15 protein-coding genes and 2 pseudogenes are annotated in these 17,484 nt (G+C 72.0%); 11 read left to right on the top strand and 6 right to left on the bottom strand.

The features are described from left to right. The 5 genes and pseudogenes from AF1_RS27445 to AF1_RS27425 all read right to left on the bottom strand — a co-directional run. Positions 1-181: pseudogene (locus tag AF1_RS27445) on the bottom strand (SecDF P1 head subdomain-containing protein); the annotation flags it as partial. A gap of 181 nt (positions 182-362) precedes the next feature. Then, on the bottom strand, positions 363-1,391 hold the full coding sequence (locus tag AF1_RS27440; protein ID WP_242608691.1) for a 2-oxoacid:ferredoxin oxidoreductase subunit beta: 1,029 nt from the start codon (positions 1,389-1,391) through the stop codon (positions 363-365). Positions 1,392-1,443: 52 nt separating this feature from the next. Next, positions 1,444-3,285, bottom strand: coding sequence for a 2-oxoacid:acceptor oxidoreductase subunit alpha (locus AF1_RS27435; protein WP_067805502.1), 1,842 nt, complete (start codon positions 3,283-3,285; stop codon positions 1,444-1,446). A gap of 326 nt (positions 3,286-3,611) precedes the next feature. After that, entirely contained in the window at positions 3,612-5,051 is a 1,440-nt protein-coding gene (locus AF1_RS27430) for a hypothetical protein (RefSeq protein ID WP_084263396.1), read from the bottom strand. Between the two features lie 268 nt (positions 5,052-5,319). Further along, a complete protein-coding gene (locus AF1_RS27425; RefSeq protein WP_242608692.1) occupies positions 5,320-6,399 on the bottom strand; it encodes a hypothetical protein in 1,080 nt (359 codons plus the stop codon). A 383-nt stretch (positions 6,400-6,782) separates the two neighbouring features. On the opposite strand from AF1_RS27425, the gene AF1_RS27420 reads away from it, so the two are divergent. From AF1_RS27420 to AF1_RS27405, 4 genes are read left to right on the top strand one after another with little or no spacing between them, the layout of a single operon-like run. After that, the gene (locus AF1_RS27420; RefSeq protein ID WP_067805493.1) at positions 6,783-7,154 is read left to right on the top strand and encodes an NADH-quinone oxidoreductase subunit A; all 372 of its coding nucleotides are present in this window, start codon (positions 6,783-6,785) and stop codon (positions 7,152-7,154) included. 28 nt (positions 7,155-7,182) lie between these two features. Further along, complete coding sequence (locus AF1_RS37190; protein WP_067805490.1) at positions 7,183-8,169, top strand: NADH-quinone oxidoreductase subunit B; 987 nt, start codon at positions 7,183-7,185, stop codon at positions 8,167-8,169. Beyond that, a complete protein-coding gene (locus tag AF1_RS27410; RefSeq protein ID WP_242608693.1) occupies positions 8,166-8,729 on the top strand; it encodes an NADH-quinone oxidoreductase subunit C in 564 nt (187 codons plus the stop codon). The genes AF1_RS37190 and AF1_RS27410 overlap by 4 nt, the downstream gene beginning before the upstream one ends. Further along, entirely contained in the window at positions 8,722-9,675 is a 954-nt protein-coding gene (locus tag AF1_RS27405; protein ID WP_067805487.1) for a complex I subunit 1/NuoH family protein, read from the top strand. Before AF1_RS27410 ends, AF1_RS27405 begins: the two co-directional genes overlap by 8 nt. Positions 9,676-9,706: 31 nt before the next feature. On the opposite strand, the gene AF1_RS36875 is transcribed toward AF1_RS27405, so the two are convergent. After that, positions 9,707-10,606 carry a ComEA family DNA-binding protein gene (locus AF1_RS36875; protein ID WP_067805483.1) on the bottom strand — a complete coding sequence of 300 codons (900 nt, stop codon included), beginning with the start codon at positions 10,604-10,606 and terminating at the stop codon, positions 9,707-9,709. A 204-nt stretch (positions 10,607-10,810) separates the two neighbouring features. Between AF1_RS36875 and AF1_RS27395 the strand changes: the two genes are divergently transcribed. From AF1_RS27395 to AF1_RS27365, 7 genes and pseudogenes are all read left to right on the top strand, one after another. Further along, the gene (locus AF1_RS27395) at positions 10,811-11,257 is read left to right on the top strand and encodes a 4Fe-4S binding protein (RefSeq protein ID WP_242608694.1); all 447 of its coding nucleotides are present in this window, start codon (positions 10,811-10,813) and stop codon (positions 11,255-11,257) included. Next, on the top strand, positions 11,254-11,793 hold the full coding sequence (locus tag AF1_RS27390) for an NADH-quinone oxidoreductase subunit J family protein (RefSeq protein WP_067805476.1): 540 nt from the start codon (positions 11,254-11,256) through the stop codon (positions 11,791-11,793). Before AF1_RS27395 ends, AF1_RS27390 begins: the two co-directional genes overlap by 4 nt. Beyond that, the gene (nuoK, locus tag AF1_RS27385; protein WP_067805473.1) at positions 11,793-12,185 is read left to right on the top strand and encodes an NADH-quinone oxidoreductase subunit NuoK; all 393 of its coding nucleotides are present in this window, start codon (positions 11,793-11,795) and stop codon (positions 12,183-12,185) included. Before AF1_RS27390 ends, nuoK begins: the two co-directional genes overlap by 1 nt. Beyond that, a complete protein-coding gene (locus AF1_RS27380) occupies positions 12,182-14,182 on the top strand; it encodes an NADH-quinone oxidoreductase subunit 5 family protein (RefSeq protein WP_067805470.1) in 2,001 nt (666 codons plus the stop codon). Before nuoK ends, AF1_RS27380 begins: the two co-directional genes overlap by 4 nt. Further along, positions 14,179-15,678, top strand: coding sequence for a complex I subunit 4 family protein (locus AF1_RS27375; protein WP_306303194.1), 1,500 nt, complete (start codon positions 14,179-14,181; stop codon positions 15,676-15,678). Before AF1_RS27380 ends, AF1_RS27375 begins: the two co-directional genes overlap by 4 nt. Next, on the top strand, positions 15,678-17,165 hold the full coding sequence (locus AF1_RS27370; RefSeq protein WP_067805468.1) for an NADH-quinone oxidoreductase subunit N: 1,488 nt from the start codon (positions 15,678-15,680) through the stop codon (positions 17,163-17,165). The genes AF1_RS27375 and AF1_RS27370 overlap by 1 nt, the downstream gene beginning before the upstream one ends. 65 nt (positions 17,166-17,230) lie before the next feature. After that, positions 17,231-17,484: pseudogene (locus tag AF1_RS27365) on the top strand (protease HtpX); the annotation flags it as partial.

Here is a 17,484-nt window from a genome sequence, read left to right as displayed (position 1 = left end):
GGCTCCGCTTGACCTCGGCCGCCTCCCGCCGCCGCTCGGCCGCCCGCGCCCGCCGCCGCGCCGCCTCGTCGTGCGGAACCGCGAGCACGGCGGTGGTGGCCTCGCCGGGGAGCGCCGGGCCCGGCGCGGTGGGGGGATCCTCGCGCGGACGATCTCTGCTGCGGCGCGGAATGACCCGCATCGTCACCTCCCCGGCTCCATGATCTCCGCCAGTCTCTCAGGATGAGACGTGTCCCGCACCGTGTCCCGCCCGGAGATCGGCGAACGGGGGACGTGCGGAACCGTGCCCCGCCGGCCGGCGTTCAAAGCGCGGAAAAGGCCCGGCCCCGGGCGAGCCGGGGCCGGGCCTTGCGCGAAAGTGATCAGTCGATGCGCCAGGTGTCGCCGGAGCCGAGCAGCGCGGCCAGGTCGCCCTCGCCCTGCTTCTCGACGGCCTCGCCGAGCTGGGCCCGCATCAGCTCGTCGTAGGACGGGCGGTCCACGTCCCGGAAGATGCCGATCGGGGTGTGCGCGAACGCCGGCTGGTCCAGCCGCGACAGCGCGAACGCCTGCGACGGGTCCGGGCTGTGCGCGTCGTGGACGGCGATCTCCGACGGGTCGACGTCCGCGACGTTCACCACCTCGAACGACCCGGCCGGGGTGCGGCGCAGCGCCTTGTCACGGTCCGCGCCGAACACGATCGGCTCGCCATGCTCCAGCCGGACGGTGACGTCGTCGCGGACGGACGCGTCCTTCAACGGGGCGAACGCGCCGTCGTTGAAGATGTTGCAGTTCTGGTAGATCTCGATGAGCGCGGTGCCGCGGTGCCGCGCGGCGGCCCGCAGCACCGACTGCAGGTGCTTGCGGTCGGAGTCGATGGTGCGGGCGACGAACGTGCCCTCCGCGCCGATCGCGAGCGACAGCGGGTTGAACGGCGCGTCCAGCGACCCCATCGGCGTCGACTTGGTGATCTTGCCGAGTTCGGACGTCGGCGAGTACTGCCCCTTCGTCAGCCCGTAGATCCGGTTGTTGAACAGCAGGATCTTCAGGTTGACGTTGCGGCGCAGCGCGTGGATCAGGTGGTTGCCGCCGATCGACAGCGAGTCGCCGTCCCCGGTCACCACCCACACCGACAGGTCCGGGCGGGACGTGGCGAGGCCCGTCGCGATCGCGGGCGCGCGGCCGTGGATCGAGTGGAACCCGTAGGTGTTCATGTAGTACGGGAACCGCGACGAGCAGCCGATGCCGGAGATGAACGTGATGTTCTCGCGCGGGAGTTGAAGCTCGGGGAGGAAGCTCTGGACTGCGGCGAGAATGGCGTAGTCGCCGCAGCCAGGGCACCAGCGAACCTCTTGGTCTGTCTTGAAGCCCGGACCACCCCCGCGTACGCGGGGAGCATGGCCCGCCGGCACCTTGATGTTAACAGGAGCGTGGCCGCTTCCATTGCCGCTTGTGGCGGTTGAGTCACTCACTGTCAATCACTTCCTGGATGACGCCCTGCAGCTCCTCCGCCTTGAACGGCAGGCCGCGGACCTGGTTGTAGCCGATCACGTCGACGAGGTACCGGCCGCGCAGCAGCATCGCGAGCTGGCCGAGGTTGATCTCCGGGACGATGACCTTGTCGTAGGAGCGCAGCACCTCGGGCAGGTTCGCGGGGAACGGGTTGAGGTGCCGCACGTGGGCCTGCGCGATGGCCCGGCCGGTCGAGCGGACCCGCCGGACGGCCGCGGAGATCGCCCCGTACGTCCCGCCCCAGCCCATGACCAGGACGCGGGCCGCACCGGACGGGTCGTCCACGGCGAGCGGCTCGATGTCGTTCGCGATGCCGTCCACCTTGGCCTGGCGGAGCCGGACCATCGTGTCGTGGTTGGTCGGGTCGTAGGAGATGTTGCCGGACCCGTCGGCCTTCTCCAGCCCGCCGATCCGGTGCTCCAGCCCCGCCGTGCCCGGGATCGCCCACGGGCGGGCGAGGGTCTCCGGGTCGCGCTGGAACGGCTGGAACCCCTCCTGCGCCGGTTCGGCGAAGTTCGGCTCGATCTTCGGCAGCGACGCCACGTCCGGCAGCCGCCACGGCTCGGAGCCGTTCGCGAGATAGCCGTCCGACAGCAGGATCACCGGGGTGCGGTACTTCACCGCGATCCGCGCCGCCTCCAGCGTCGCGTCGAAGCAGTCCGACGGGGACTGCGGCGCGATCACCGGTACCGGCGCCTCGCCGTTGCGGCCGTACATGGCCTGGAGCAGGTCGGCCTGCTCGGTCTTGGTCGGCATACCGGTGGAGGGGCCGGCCCGCTGCACGTCGATGACCAGCAGCGGAAGCTCGGTCGCGACGCCGAGGCCGATCGTCTCGCTCTTCAGCGCGAGACCCGGGCCGGACGTCGTGGTGACGCCGAGCGACCCGCCGAACGAGGCGCCGAGCGCCGCGCCGACCGCGGCGATCTCGTCCTCGGCCTGGAACGTTCGCACCCCGAACCGCTTGTGCTTGGAGACCTCGTGCAGGACGTCCGACGCCGGGGTGATCGGGTACGAGCCGAGGAAGACCGGCAGCCCGCTCTGCACGCCCGCCGCGACCAGCCCGTACGCGAGCGCGAGGTTCCCGGTGATGTTGCGGTACAGGCCGGGCTCGTGCTCGGCCGGCTTGACCTCGTACTGCACCGAGAACGCCTCGGTGGTCTCGCCGTAGGACCAGCCCGCCTGGAAGGCCGCGATGTTCGCCTTCATGATCTCGGGCTTGGTGGCGAACTTGCGTTCCAGAAAGCTGAGTGTCCCCTCGGTGGGACGGTGATACAGCCAGGACAGCAGCCCGAGCGCGAACATGTTCTTCGCCCGCTCGGCGTCCTTCTTGGAGATGTCGAAGTTCTCAAGCGCCTTCACGGTCATCGAGGTCAGCGGCAGCGCGTGCACGCGGTACTCGCCGAGCGAGCCGTCCTCGACGGGGTCGGACGCGTAGCCGACCTTGGTGAGGTTGCGCTTGCTGAACTCGTCGGTGTTGACGATGAGGTCCGCCCCGCGCGGCAGGTCCGCGAGGTTGGCCTTGAGGGCGGCCGGGTTCATCGCGACCAGCACGTTGGGCGCGTCGCCCGGCGTGAGGATGTCGTGGTCGGCGAAGTGCAGCTGGAAACTGGACACGCCGGGCAGCGTCCCGGCGGGGGCGCGGATCTCGGCTGGGAAGTTCGGCAGCGTCGACAAGTCGTTGCCGAACGCCGCGGTCTCCTGGGTGAAGCGGTCGCCGGTCAGCTGCATCCCGTCGCCGGAGTCGCCGGCGAAGCGGATGATGACGCGGTCGAGCTGCTGGACCTGTTTGGTCACAGAGGAAGACCTCCTCGACGGGCAGCATCTGTCCCCGGGGAGGCACCCGGGATCGTGATGCTACTTAGGCTTACCTTCATGGTATGTCCGGGATCGGATGGGGCTGTCGGGACGACCGCTCACCGGGAGTTGCGACCTGGGGCGGTGTCCCCGCTCATCCCGGACACAGGCCGCTGCGCTGTCGGCACAGGTCGACGTGCAGCCGCCGGACCAGCCGCCGCGCGTGGCTCGTCGAGGAGCCACGGCTCCCCAGGCGCGTGGAGTTCACGTCCCGAAGTGTAGACAGCACGGATCCCGCCGGGCCGCACCGGCCCTGGACGCGTGTCTCATGGGGTTCCAGGGGCCTGTGATGTGGCCACCTCCGGCCGCGGTGACCGCTCGGCCGACGGCTGCCCCGTCTGGGACGGCCCCGGCGTGGGGGGCTTCGGTTTCAGCACGGCCTTGCGTTCCCGGTCGACCCGGGCGAGGAGCTTCGGAACGTCCGCCGGGTCCAGCGCCTGGCCGACGACCCGGGCCGCCGCCTCGTACGGGTAGGAGCCGGGGTTGTCGAGCGCGTTGCGCATCCAGTGCCGCCACAGCCCGCTGGTGACGGTGCAGCGCAGCACCAGCGCGCGGTCGGCCGGCACCGGGCCGGACGCCGTGCAGGAACCGAGCGGCTTGCCCCTGGAGGCGATGGAGGCCCGCATCGCGGCGCGTGCGTCTTCCGGCACCGTCCCCTGGGGGGCGCTCAGCGTGGCGGGCAGGCTTACCGTGCAGCCGTTGGTGTTCTGGTCGCAGTTGCTGAACGTCAGCGTCCCCGGCGTGAAGCGCAGGGCCGGGTCGGGCGCGCCGCCCAGCATGGCCACCTTCGGCCGCAGTTCGGCGAACAGCGTCCCGGGCGCGGCCACGGGTGCCGCGCTGAACCGCGGCGCGCTCTGCCCGGCGGCCCGCACGGCCAGCAGCCGGTAGGGGGCCGCGGCCGTGACCAGGTAGTCGGCCCCCGGCGTCTTGATCCGGTACGCGCGGACGCCGTTCACGTTCTCCGTCGGCGGGGCCGCCGACGCCTTGGCCAGCGTCTTCGCGATCGACTTGGGCCCGAGGACGTCCGGGACGTCGAAGCCCGGCACGGACGCGGGCGCCTTCGACCAGCGGTCCGCGTAGTACTCGGGGTGCGCGACGTCCCCGGCGTAGTCGCGCCAGAACACGAGCCCCGCCTTGAGGTAGGTGACGCCGTCGATCGCGACGACGTCGGCGGTCAGCGTTCCCGCGACGAGCGTGCCGGTCACCGAACCCGCCGGTGTCGCCCGCAGATGCGCCTGGACGGGCCGCCCCATCAGCGTCATCGTGCCGTCGTAGCGCAGGCCCGTCCCGGAGGTGAGGGCTCGTCCGGCCGCGATCGTCCACGCGGGCGGCGGTGCGGACACGGTGGGCTTGGGCGTCTTCTTCACCGGCTTCTCGTCCCCGCCGAGCGTGACGGCGGCGCCGGCTCCGGCCGCGACCACGACGGCCGCCGTGCCCGCGGCGGCCATGATCCGCAGCCTTCGCGGACCCCGCCGGCCGCCCTTCCCGGCCGGGGCCGGAACCGGCCCTCCCGGCGGCACGAACCCTCCCGGCGGCATGGCCCCGCTGGGCGGGACGGGCGGCACCGTGCCGTCCGGTGGTGCCGGGGAGGCGGGGACGGCGCCGGCGACGTGGACGTCCCCGGGATGGGGGGCGGAGGGTGTTCCGGGGGCGTCCGGGCGGGAGAAGGAGGCCGCGGATGACGGCTCGTCCTGTTCAGCGCTCACTCGGTCTCACTCTGCTCACTTCCGGGGCCCGGTTTCGGCCCGACCGCCAGGCACGAAGCAAGGAATCTGAGGCGTCCTCCAAAGGGTGCCGGCAAGGCTCCAGACCGGTCCGGGAGGTGGTGGGCCGGTCGCCGGGGCCCTGGAGGGGCGTCTCCACAGAGCATAAGGGTGCCCGGCGGCGCTTCCCCCCGGACGGGAGGAGCGCCGCCGGGCACCCGGGCGGCGGGATCAGTGCGCGGTGCCCCGCACCGCGCGCCTCACCTGCGCCTCATTCGCTGTCGAGCCCGTTCTGCAGAGCCTGCACCTCGGCGGGCGTGGCGCCGATCACCTTGTACTCGGCGTGCTTGTAGAACGTGCCGCCGGTGGACTTGGCCCAGCTCGTCCACGCGCCGCTGGTGACCCGGCAGCTCGCCCACTGCGAGTCGCTGCCGGTGATGGTGATCCGGGTGGTGCAGTTGCCGAGGTCCCGGCCGGTCAGCGTGCCGGCGGTGATCCGGAACCGCACGTCGACGGTGACGGGCTTCTCCACGTCGTACGGCGGGCGGATCTTCGCCTCCACCGTGCAGCCGGAGTTGCCGTTGCAGCCGCCCTTCTTCCACTCGTCGACCGACGGGCGGGCCGACCCGTTGAAGGAGTCCTTCAGCTCGCCCATGTTCGTGCGCATGTCGGAGATGAGGGACGAGGCGTCACCGGCGTCCTTCGGGGTGACGTCCAGCGTGACGCGCGGGGTGGTGGCCTCGTAGCGCATCAGCTGCGCGTCGTCCTCGTCGGTGATGTAGATGGTGGAGGCGAAGGTGCTGAACTTCAGGGCCTTCTTCCCCTGCCACGTGGTCTCGATGGGCTTGACACTGGAGGTCTTCGCCAGGCGCACCTTGGCGGCCAGTGCCGCCGGCGTCAGCTGCGTCTTGAAGTCGAGGTCGAGTTCGTCGTCGCCCAGCCGCCCCCACTGCTCGCCGCTCTTCAGGTAGAACTGGTCGTCGGCGGAGGAGATCTCCCGCTCCCAGTACGCCTTGTCGGCCTTCACGAACAGCTTGCCGTCGGCCGACAGCAGGGTGACGTTGTTGCCGCCCCAGGTGACGGGCCCCATCGCGCGGCCGCCCTTGGTGACGTTCAGCTCACCGGTCAGCGTCTCGGAGCCGCCGAAGGTGCCCTTCAGCCCGACGGCGCGCGCCGAGTCGAGGCCGGTGGCCGCGGTGGCCAGCTTCTCCTCGGGCGACTTGCCGCTGTTGGCGGCCAGCGCGAACACCACGACGCCGATGATGACGATGATGACGAGGCCGCCGCCGAGCAGGGCCGCGATCAGGGCACCCCCTCCGCCGCGCTTCGGCGGCGGCATGCCGGGGCCCATCGGGGCACCGCCCATCGGGGCGCCGGGCGGCGGCGGGAAGAAGGGGGGCGGCGTTCCCGGGCCGCCGAAACCGCCGGGCGGGGGAGCGCCGCCCGGGCCGACGCCACCCGGCCCACCTGCGTTTCCAGGGCCGCCGGGAGCGGGGCCGCCCGGACCCGCGGGCGGCGGTGGAGGCGGCCAGGAGGCACCGCCCGGGGATTCCCAGCCCGGGGGAGGTGGAGGGTTGCTCATCCGGTCACGTCCTTCCAGGTCAAGACGACCCAATGCAAGCCTAGTGTGCAGTAAAACCATGACATTGTGGTCCCCCGGGGTGGAGGTACAACGCCACACTCCCCTGACCCTTGTTGTGGGGTACTGGATGAGACGCACGCGAGGAGGATCTGGTGCATAACTATTTCGACACGTATGTCGTTGTGGTCGTACTGCTCCTCGTCGGCGCGGGGATCGTCGGCGGCGCGCTCGCGGCGAACCGGATGCTGCGTCCGGATCGTCCCACGGCCGAGAAACTGACCACCTACGAGTGCGGCGTCGACCCGGTCGGCGAGGGCTGGGCCCACTCGTACGTGCGCTACTACGTCTTCGCCTACCTGTACGTCGTGTTCGCCGTGGACGCGGTGTTCCTGTTCCCCTGGGCGACGGTCTTCTCCGCGCCCGGCTACGGGGCGACGACGCTCGGCGAGATGTTCGTCTTCCTGGCGTTCCTGGCCACCGGGCTCGCCTACGCGGGCAAGAAGGGCGTCCTCTCCTGGGTCTGACCCCCGGTGGCGCTGTAACAATGGCGCTGTGGGCACCATCGATCTACCGCCGCCGAGGGTCGGGCCGCTGTCGCGGCTCGCGCCCAAGCCGATCAAGTTCGTGCTCAACTGGGGCCGCCGCTACTCGCTGTGGGTCTTCAACTTCGGCCTGGCCTGCTGCGCCATCGAGTTCATCGCGACGTCGATGAGCCGGCACGACTTCATCCGGCTCGGCGTCATCCCCTTTGCGCCCGGTCCCCGGCAGGCCGACCTCATGGTGGTCTCCGGCACCGTCAGCGACAAGATGGCGCCCGCCGTGCGGCGCCTGTACGAGCAGATGCCCGAACCCAAGTACGTCATCTCGTTCGGCGCCTGCTCCAACTGCGGCGGACCGTACTGGGACTCCTACTGCGTCACCAAGGGCGTCGACCAGATCATCCCGGTGGACGTGTACGTGCCCGGCTGCCCGCCGCGCCCGGAGGCGCTGCTGCAGGGCATCGTCCACCTGCAGGAGAAGATCGCGGCCGAGTCGCTCGGCGACCGCTACGGCGGCGGGGAGCCGCTCGGCCCGCCGCCCGCGCCGCGTCCGCTGTCGGCGACGGTGCTGCGCCGTCCGCTCCAGCCGCCGCCCCCGCCGGACGAGGAGGAGACGTTCGAGCACTGGGACGTCCTGGCGGACGAGACCGGCGAACCCGCCGCCCCGCGGGGCGCCGGCCCGGACGACGAGACCATCCCCGTCCAGCACCTCGGGGACGTTCCCGTGCCCGGTGAGACCGGGCCGATGGAGGACCGGCGGCTCGCGCCGGTCCCGCCGCCGGACGAGCAGGAGACCCGCCCGGTCCCGGTGGTCGGGGAGCCGGTGGTCGGGGAGCCGGTGGCCGGGGAGCCGGAGCCGCCCGTCCACCCGGACGACGAGGTGACGCAGCCCGTCACCGCGCTGGCGGACGAGGCCGCGGCCGCGGAGCACGATCCGTCGATCATCCCCGGCCTGGTCGACGACGACGATCATGACGACCGGATCGGACGCGACCGGTGAGCGCCGAACTGGCGGACGAGCTGACCCGCGCCTGGACGGCCCGCTTCGACGACGAGGTCACCACCGAGGAGACGTTCGGCGGCCTCGCCGTCGGGGTGCCGCCCGAGCACTGGGTGGACGCGCTGACCTTCGCCCGCGACGACCTGTCCTGCGGGTTCTTCGACTGGCTGACCGGCGTGGACGAACTGGAGGACGGCTTCGCCGTCGTCGCCCACCTGTACTCGCTGGAACGCCGGCACCATCTGCTGGTCCGGACGCGCGTCCCGCGGCGGGCCCCGGTGCTGGCGACGGCGACGGGCGTCTACCGGGGCGCCGCGTGGCACGAGCGGGAGACCGCGGAGATGTTCGGGATCCTGTTCGAGGGCCACCCGAACCTCGTCCCGCTGCTGCTGCCGGACGGTTTCGAGGGCCACCCGCTGCGCAAGGACTTCGTGCTCGCCGCCCGCGTCGCCAAGCCGTGGCCGGGCGCCAAGGAACCGGGCGAATCCGGCCACGGCGCGCCCAGCCGCCGCCGTGTCCGCCCGCCCGGCGTACCGGACGACTGGGGGCCCGATGCTTGAGGTCGTGGTCAAGCTGGCCCTCGTCGCGGGGGCGTTCGCGCTGCTGCCGCTGCTGGTGGGGCAGGCCGAGCACAAGGTGATGGCGCACATGCAGGGCCGCCTCGGCCCCATGTACGCGGGCGGCTTCCACGGCTGGGCGCAGCTCATCGCCGACGGGGTCAAGTTCGCGCAGAAGGAGGACGTGGTCCCGCGCGACGCCGACCGGTGGGTGTTCAAGCTGGCGCCGGGCGTGGCGCTCGTCCCGTACCTGCTGGTCCTGCTGGTGATCCCGGTCGGTCCCGGCGGCCAGGTCGCGCTCGACCTCGGGCCCGGCGTCTTCTTCGCGCTCGCCGTCATGGGCGTCGGCGTGATCGGCGCGATCATGGCGGGCTGGGCGTCGGCGAACAAGTACTCGCTGCTCGGCGGGATGCGGGTCGCCGCGCAGCTGATGTCGTACGAGCTGCCGATGGTGTTCGCGGCGGCGTCGGTGGCGATGGCGGCCGGGACGCTGTCGCTGCAGGGCATCGTCGGGGAGTGGCGCTGGTGGTGGTTGCCGTGGCAGGCGGTGGGCGCCGTGGTCTTCTTCGTCGCCGGCCTGGCCGAGCTGCGCCGGCCGCCGTTCGACATGCCGGTCGCCGACTCGGAGATCATCTTCGGCCCGTACACCGAGTACGGCGGGCTGCGGTTCGCGCTGTTCCTGCTCGCCGAGTACGCCGGGATCGTGGTGCTGTGCGCGCTGACGGCCGTCCTGTTCCTGGGCGGCTGGAAGGGCCCGTTCCTGAACACCGAGCTGGGCTGGCTGTGGACGCTGCTCAAGGTCGGTGTGCTGGCGTTCTGCGTGATCTGGCTGCGGGTCAGCTACCCGCGGATGCGCGAGGACCAGTTGCAGAAGCTCGCCTGGGCGTGGCTCGTCCCGCTGTCACTCGCCCAGCTCGCGCTCACCGGCGTCCTCAGGGTCGCGCTCTGAGCGGCCGGGCGTCACTTCGGGAAGGCCGAGGTCACTTCAGGAAGATCGTGTAGTCGGCCATCAGCGGCAGGACGTCGGGCGGGATGTCGGCGTCCACCGCCATCTCCTCGGCGGACACGAACCCGCCGTGCTCTTCACGGCGGCGGATGACGCGGCCGGCCATCTCCGGCGTCATGCCGGGCAGCTTCTCGATGATCTCGCGGGGCGCGTGGTTGACGTCCACGAGCCCGCCGTCGTCGTAGGTGCGGGGCTCGTCGGGACGGCCGATCCGCAGTTCGCGAGCCAGCGCCGGGTCCTCGGCGGCGAGCGCGCGGGCCTCCGCACGCAGCGTCCGCCGGTACTTGGCGATCTGGATGGCGTGCTCGTTCTGCCGGTTGCGGGGCGCCTCGCGGGGGAAGACCGACGTCCGGACGGCGAACGCGTGCCCGGTGCCCGCCAGCCACAGCATGATCGCCAGGAACGCCCCGAGCACGGTGAGGAGCGGGTCGCCGGACTGCATCAGGGTGAGGACGCCGGCCGTGCCGATGCCGTAACCGGCGGCGACCGCGCCGAGCCCCCACGATCCGCGCCGGATCGCGGCGTAGAGGAACGCGAACGGCGTCCCGTAGCCGAGTGTGATGAACGGTACGAACGCCCACAGGACGTCATTCGCCGACTCCGCGGACGGCGGCGGGAGGGGCGGCGACGCGGGAGGCGGTGGGGCGGGCGGCCCCGGATAGGGCGGACGCCCTCCGGCCGGCCCGAACGCCCGCGGCGGCGGCCGGCGGCTCGGCTGGGTGTGCCCGGGTTGGGCGTGCCCGGGGTACGGCGCCCCGGGGTACGGCGCTCCGGGGTACGAGGGCCCTGGATACGGGGCCCCGGGGTACGGACGCTCCGGCATGGGCAGGCGGCCGGACTCCGGATCGAACGGGCGGTCTGCGTGATGACTCACAAGTCCTCCCTGCCCGTAAGCCCGCCATCTACCACACGGCCTACTCCAGGTAGGACGAACGCAGGACCCATCGCGTTCCCCCCGCGCCCGTGGTGCGCAATCATGGGGCGTGTGGGACGGCTACCAGGAGGCGGGCTGGCCAAGGGGCTGGCGGTCACGTTGCGGACGATGACGCGGCGATCCATAACGCGTCAATACCCGGAAGTGCAACCTGACCTGCCACCGCGCAGCCGGGGCGTCATCGCGCTGTTCGAGGAGAACTGCACCGTCTGCATGCTGTGCGCCCGCGAATGCCCCGACTGGTGCATCTACATCGACTCCCACAAGGAGACCCTCCCGGCCGAGGGCGGCGGACGCCCGCGGACCCGCAACGTCCTCGACCGGTTCGCGATCGACTTCGCGCTGTGCATGTACTGCGGGATCTGCGTCGAGGTGTGCCCGTTCGACGCGCTGTTCTGGTCGCCGGAGTTCGAGTACGCCGAGTACGACATCGCGGAGCTGACGCACGAGAAGGAGCGGCTGCGCGAGTGGATGTGGACCGTCCCGCCGCCGCCGGCCCATGATCCGGCCGCCGAGCCGCCGAAGGAGATCGCCGCGGCGGAGAAGGCGGCGGCGCGGGCCGCGCGCCGGGCGCCGGGGACCGGAACATGAGCGGTCAGGAGATCGTGTTCACGCTGCTGGGGGTGGTCGCGGTCGGGGCCGGGATCCTGGTGGTGACGACGCGGCGGCTCGTCCACGCGGCGCTGTGGCTGGTGGTGTCGTTCGGCGCGCTCGCGGGCGGATACCTGGTGCTGACGGCGGAGTTCGTCGCCTGGGTGCAGGTCCTCATCTACGTCGGCGCGATCGTCGTGCTGCTGCTGTTCGGGATCATGCTGACGCGGGCGCCGATCGGGGAGTCCGCCGATCTGGACTCCGGGAACCGGTGGGCCGCGCTGGCGGTCGCCGCCGCCACCGCCGCGGTCCTCGTCACCGTGCTGGTCATGGGGTTCGGGGACCGGCGGATGCCGCTGCACGCGGGCGGCGGGTCGGCGCGGGAACTGGGCGCCGGGGTGTTCCGGACGTGGGTGCTGCCGTTCGAGGTGCTGTCGGTGCTGCTGCTGGCCTCGCTGGTCGGCGCGATCGTCCTGTCCCGCTCCGACATCGGGCCGCGGGACTCCGGCACGGGGCCGCGCAAGGAGGACGGTTGATGCATCTCGCCTATCCCACGGTCGTCGCCGCGCTGCTGTTCTCCGCCGGCGTGTACGGGGTGCTGGCGCGCCGCAACGCGATCCTCGTGCTGATGTCGGTCGAGCTGATGCTGAACGCGGTGAACCTGAACCTCGTCACGTTCGACATCTGGTACCGGGACCGGCTGCACGGCGGCCAGGTCCTCACGCTGTTCACCATCGTGATCGCGGCGGCCGAGATCGGGCTCGGGCTGGCGATCGTCCTGCTGGTGTTCCGGAACCGGAAGATGATCGACGTCGACCGGCTGCGGACGCTGGCCGAGGACGCGGCGGACGACGAGGCGGCGGGCGGCGTGGCCCGTCCGCGTCCGGCGGAGCCGGAGACCGAGACCGAGGCGGTCGACGCGCGATGATCTGGCTCGCCGCACTGGTGGTCCTGCCGCCGTTCCTCGCCGCGTTCGCCGGGATGCTGTCCGGGCCGTCGCTGACCCGTCTCGTGCGCGGCCTGCCGGGCGGCGGGCCGGGCGTGATCGCGTGCGTGCCGGTCGCGGTGTCGCTGGTGCTGTCGGCGATCGTCGCGTTCGCCGTGTGGCGCGACCCGGGCGAGCGGACGGGCACGCTCACGCTGGTCGACACCGGGTCGGTGCCGATCCGGGTCGGGCTCCAGGTGGACGGCCTGTCCGCGGTGACCGGGCTCATGGTGTGCTGCGTCGCGCTCGCCGTCCAGGTGTACTCGGTCGCCTACATGAAGGACGACCGGCGGTACTCGTCCTACGCGGCGTTCATCTCGCTGTTCACCTCGGCGATGCTGCTGGTCGTCTACGCGGGTGACCTTCTCGTCCTGTACGTGGGCTGGGAGGTCATGGGCATCTGCTCGTACTTCCTGATCGGGCATCGCTGGGAGGAGCGGGCGAACTCGCGAGCGGCGGTCAAGGCGTTCCTGGTCACCCGGCTCGGCGATGCGGGGTTCCTGATCGGCGTGATCGTGCTGGGCGTCGGCGCGGGGACGTTCGAGATCGGCGGGGTCCTGCGGGCGGTGGGCGGCCTGCCCGGCGGGGCGGTGACGGCGGCGGCGCTGCTGCTGCTCGCCGGGGTCGCGGGCAAGAGCGCGCAGTTCCCGCTGCACACCTGGCTGCCGGACGCGATGGCGGGCCCCACGCCGATCAGCGCCCTCATCCACGCGGCGACGATGGTCGCGGCCGGCGTCTACGTCGTCGCGCGGCTGTACGGGGTGTTCCTCGCCGCCCCGGCCGCGCTCGCCGTGCTGGGCCTCATCGCGGTGATCTCCATGGTCGGCGCGGCGTGCGCGGCGCTCGCGCAGGACGACCTGAAACGCGTCCTGGCGTACTCGACGATCAGTCAGCTCGCGGTGATGGCCGCCGGGCTCGCGGTCGGCGCGAAGTCCGCGGCGATCTTCCACCTGCTGACGCACGGCGCGTTCAAGGCGCTGCTGTTCCTCGCCGCCGGATGCGTCATCGCCGTCGCCGGCTCGACCATGCTGGCGCAGTACGGCGGGCTGCGGCGCGGCATGCCGATCACGTTCTGGTCGATGACGATCGGGCTGGCCGCGCTCGCGGGCGTCCCGCCGCTCAGCGGATGGTTCTCCAAGGACTCCATCATCGAGGCCGCCCAGCACGCGGCCCTCCACGGCGGCGAGTCGGCCGTCATACCCCCAGCGGCCCCTACATCCGCCGGGTACGCGCAATGCAAGTTCGACTCGTCGCTCGTCTGTACTCCGATTCACGATGACTCGACGCTGGGGACGCTCCCACCTGTTCACCTTGAGATCAGCTACAACGCCCCTGCCATGGACCTGCCTGCCGGCATCGCGTGGCTGGTCTATCTGGGGTTGCTGGTCACGGTCGCCCTGACGGCCGCTTACGCGATGCGGACGTGGCTGATGATGTTCTTCGGCGAGCCGCGCGGCTCCTACGAGGCGCGGGACCCGTCGCGCCTCATGTCGTGGACGGTCGCGGCCTTGGCCGTCCCCGCCGCGATCCTCGGATTCTTCGGTCTCGGCGCTTCGGAGTTGCGTCCGCACCTTGGAGCGTCGTTGCTGAGCGTCCTGCTGGTCGCCCTTGGGGCGGGTGCCGCCTTCCTCGTATGGAACCGTGACCCGGCTTTGGACCCTGCGCGCGCGCTTGGCCCGGTCCGTCCCGCCTTCGCGCGGGCCTTCTTCGTGGACGAGCTCTACGCGGTGGCGATCGTCCGGCCCGTCCAGGCATTGGCGCGTTACGTCGTCACGTTCGACCGCGACCGCGTCGATGCGGCCGTCGTCGGCACCGCGCGGGCGGCGGGCCGGCTCGGCGGGCTGCTCCGCGTCCTGCAGAACGGCAACCTGCAGACCTACCTCACCGGCCTGCTCGCCGGCGTCGTCGTCATCGTGGCCGGGGTGGTGATCTTCCTGTGATCTTCGTGCTGATGCTGGCGCTCCCCCTCGCCGGGGCGCTGGCGATGCTCGTCCCGGCGAACCGGTTCCTGCGCACCGACTTCGCCGTCCGCGCGTTCGGGACGGCCGTGTCCGCCGCGACGCTGCTGGTCGCGGTCTCCGCGCTGACGGCGTTCGACTTCGGCGCCACCTCCCGCGTCCAACTGGAGATCGACCGCGCCTGGGCGCCCGCGATCGGCCTGCGGTTCCACCTCGGCGTGGACGGGATCTCGCTGCCGCTCGTCGCGCTGACCGCGCTGCTGACGTTCCTGTGCTTCCTCTACACGCTGCGGCACCCGCCGGAGGGCGGCCGGACGCGGCTGCTCACCGCGCTCCTGCTCGTCCTGGAGATCGGGATGCTCGGCACGTTCGTCGCCCTCGACCTCGTGCTGTTCTTCGTGTTCTTCGAGACCGTCCTGGTCCCCATGTACGCGGTGATCATGCTGTGGGGCGGGCCGGGACGCCGCGCCGCCGCCGCCAAGTTCATCCTCTACACGCTGCTCGGCTCCGGCCTGCTCCTCGCCGGGATGCTGCTCGTCGGCGCGCAGGCCGGCACGCTCGACATGACCGCGCTCGCCGGCCGGCACGGGTCCGGGCTGCCGCACGGCATCCAGATCACGGCCTTCGCCCTGATGGGGATCGGGCTCGCGGTCAAGGCGCCGATGTGGCCGCTGCACACCTGGCTGCCGGACGCGCACACCGAGGCGCCGACCGTCGGGTCCGTGCTGCTGGCCGGGGTGCTGCTGAAGATGGGCACGTACGGGCTGGTCCGGGTCGCGCTGCCGCTCGCCCCGGACGGCGCGCGGTTCTGGGCGCCCTGGCTCGGGCTCCTCGCCGTCATCGGGATCGTCTACGGCGCGCTCGCCTGCCTCGCCCAGCGCGACCTGAAACGGATGATCGCCTACTCGTCCGTCGGGCACATGGGGTTCGTCCTGCTCGGCATCGCGACGCTCACCCCCGTCGGGATCAACGCGGCGCTGTTCGGCAACATCGCGCACGGCCTGATCACCGGCCTGCTGTTCTTCCTCGCGGGCTCGGTCAAGGAACGCTGGGGGACCGGCGACATGGACGCGATCGGCGGCGGCATGCTCGGCACGTCGCCCCGGCTGGCGTCGATCCTGACGTTCGCGTCCGTCGCCTCGCTCGGGCTGCCCGGACTCGCCGGGTTCTGGGGCGAGGTGCTGGCGCTGGCCGGCGCGTACCGGCCGCACGCGGACCTGCCGCGCGAGACGTTCGTGACGTTCATGGCCGTCGCCGCGCTCGGCGCCGTGCTGACCGCCGCCTACTTCCTGCGGATGCTCGCCAGGCTCACCCACGGGCCGTCCTCGCCGCGGTCCGGCCCCGTCGCGGCCGTGTCGCCGCAGGAGTACGCGGCGTGGGTGCCGCTGATCGCGCTCACGCTGCTCGTCGGCCTGTGGCCGAAGACCCTGCTGGACGTGACCACCGGTCCCGTCCGCGCGCTGTTCGGAGGCGGCTGATGATCCAGGGCATCGACTACGCGGCGATCTCGCCGCCGCTGATCCTCGCCGTCGCCGCGATCGGGCTGCTGCTCGCCGACGCGTTCGACGCGCCCCGCCGCGTGCTGTCCCTGGTGTCCGGCGGGTCGCTCGCCGCCGCGCTGATCGCCGTGCTCGCGCTGGCCGCCGGCGACCGCCGCGCCACGTTCTGCCTGCCGGACGGCCTGCGCTCCGGCGGCCCCCGCTCCTGCTCCTACGTCGCGGACGACTTCACGCTGCTGTTCCAGGGGATCGTCCTGGGCGCCGCCGTGATCGTCGTGCTGCTGTCCCTGCAGGAGATCACCGACTCGAAGATGCCGGTGGGCGAGTACCACTTCCTGCTGCTCGCCGCCGTCATCGGTGCCCTGACGCTGGTCGCGGCCCGCGACCTCGTCCTGCTGGTGGTCGCGCTGGAGACGCTGTCGCTGCCGGTGTTCGCGCTGGCCGCGCTCCGCCGCTACGACGGGACGGCGTCCGAGGCGGCGCTGAAACTGTTCCTGGTCTCCGTCGTCTCGACCGCGATCATGCTGTTCGGGATCAGCCTCCTGTACGGGGCGACCGGCGCCATGCACCTGGACCGCGTCGCGCCCGCCCTCGCCCGGCTGGACGCCGACCTGGACCCGGTCGCGTCCGTCGGATCGGTCCTCGTCCTCGCCGGATTCGCGTTCAAGGTCGCCGCCGTCCCGTTCCACTTCTGGGCCCCGGACGTCTACCAGGGCTCCCCGCTGCCCGTCGCCGCGTTCCTGTCCGTCGTGTCGAAGGCCGCCGGATTCGCCGGGCTCGTGATCGTCCTCGCCCTGGGCCTGCCCGCGTACGGGCACGTGTGGGGGCCGGTCATCGCCGTGCTCGCCGCGATCACGATGACACTGGGGAACCTGCTGGCGCTGCGGCAGCGGACCGCGATCCGGCTGCTCGCCTGGTCGTCGGTCGCCCAGTCCGGCTACATGCTCGCGCCCCTGGCCGTCGGCGCGAACCGGCTGCCCGAGGCCGTCGCCGCCACCACCGCCTACGTCGCCCTCTACGCCGTCATGAACCTCGGCGCGTTCGCCGTCGTGATCGGCTTCCGCCGCCGCGGTCCCGTCTCGGGGCGGTGGGACACCCTGGACGACTACCGCGGCCTCGCCCGCCGCAGCCCCGCCGTCGCCACCGCCCTCGCGTTCTTCCTGATCTGCCTCGCCGGCCTGCCGCCCGGCGTCATGGGGCTGTTCGCGAAGGTCGTCGTGTTCCGCGCCACCGTCGCGGGCGGCGTCACCTGGCTGGCCGTCATCATGGCGATCAACACGGTGATCGGGCTGTACTACTACCTGGCCTGGGCCGTGCGCCTGTTCACCCCGTCCCCCTCGGGCGAGCACTATGACGCGGCACCCGGCGCCGGCGTCCGCGCCGCGATCACCGCCACCGCGGCCGGCGCGGTCGTCCTGTCGGCGGCGCCGCAGATCGTCCTGCAGACGGTGTCCCAGGTGACCTGACCGGGAACGTTCACCCAGGTCAAACCGTTGATGTTCATGCCGGAGTCGACGGGGAGGCAACGGAAGTGCGATACAACGGCGTCAAGACGGCAGCACTGATCGCCGCGCTGTCCGCCCTGATGCTCGTCGCCGGATGGGCGTTCGGCGGCGGACCCGGGCTGACGATCGCGCTGGTCATCGCCCTCGGCATCAACGGTGTCGCCTACTTCTTCAGCGACCGGATCGCGCTGCGCTCCATGCGCGCCCACCCGGTCGGCGAGGTCGAGGCGCCGGTGCTGTACCGGCTCGTCCGGGAACTGTCGACCGACGCCCGCAAGCC

This window comes from Actinomadura formosensis NBRC 14204 (genome assembly GCF_001552155.1).
GTDB lineage: Bacteria > Actinomycetota > Actinomycetes > Streptosporangiales > Streptosporangiaceae > Spirillospora > Spirillospora formosensis.
This window is presented reverse-complemented; position numbering and strand designations above follow the sequence as displayed.

Excerpts from the sequence above, each read along its gene's own strand:
- AF1_RS27380 (WP_067805470.1), top strand. The coding sequence starts at position 12,182 with ATGATCTGGCTCGCCGCACTGGTGGTCCTGCCGCCGTTCCTCGCCGCG.
- AF1_RS27370 (WP_067805468.1), top strand. The coding sequence starts at position 15,678 with ATGATCCAGGGCATCGACTACGCGGCGATCTCGCCGCCGCTGATCCTC.
- AF1_RS27390 (WP_067805476.1), top strand. The coding sequence starts at position 11,254 with ATGAGCGGTCAGGAGATCGTGTTCACGCTGCTGGGGGTGGTCGCGGTC.
- AF1_RS27405 (WP_067805487.1), top strand. The coding sequence starts at position 8,722 with ATGCTTGAGGTCGTGGTCAAGCTGGCCCTCGTCGCGGGGGCGTTCGCG.
- nuoK (WP_067805473.1), top strand. The coding sequence starts at position 11,793 with ATGCATCTCGCCTATCCCACGGTCGTCGCCGCGCTGCTGTTCTCCGCC.
- AF1_RS27425 (WP_242608692.1), bottom strand. The coding sequence starts at position 6,399 with ATGGGCCCCGGCATGCCGCCGCCGAAGCGCGGCGGAGGGGGTGCCCTG.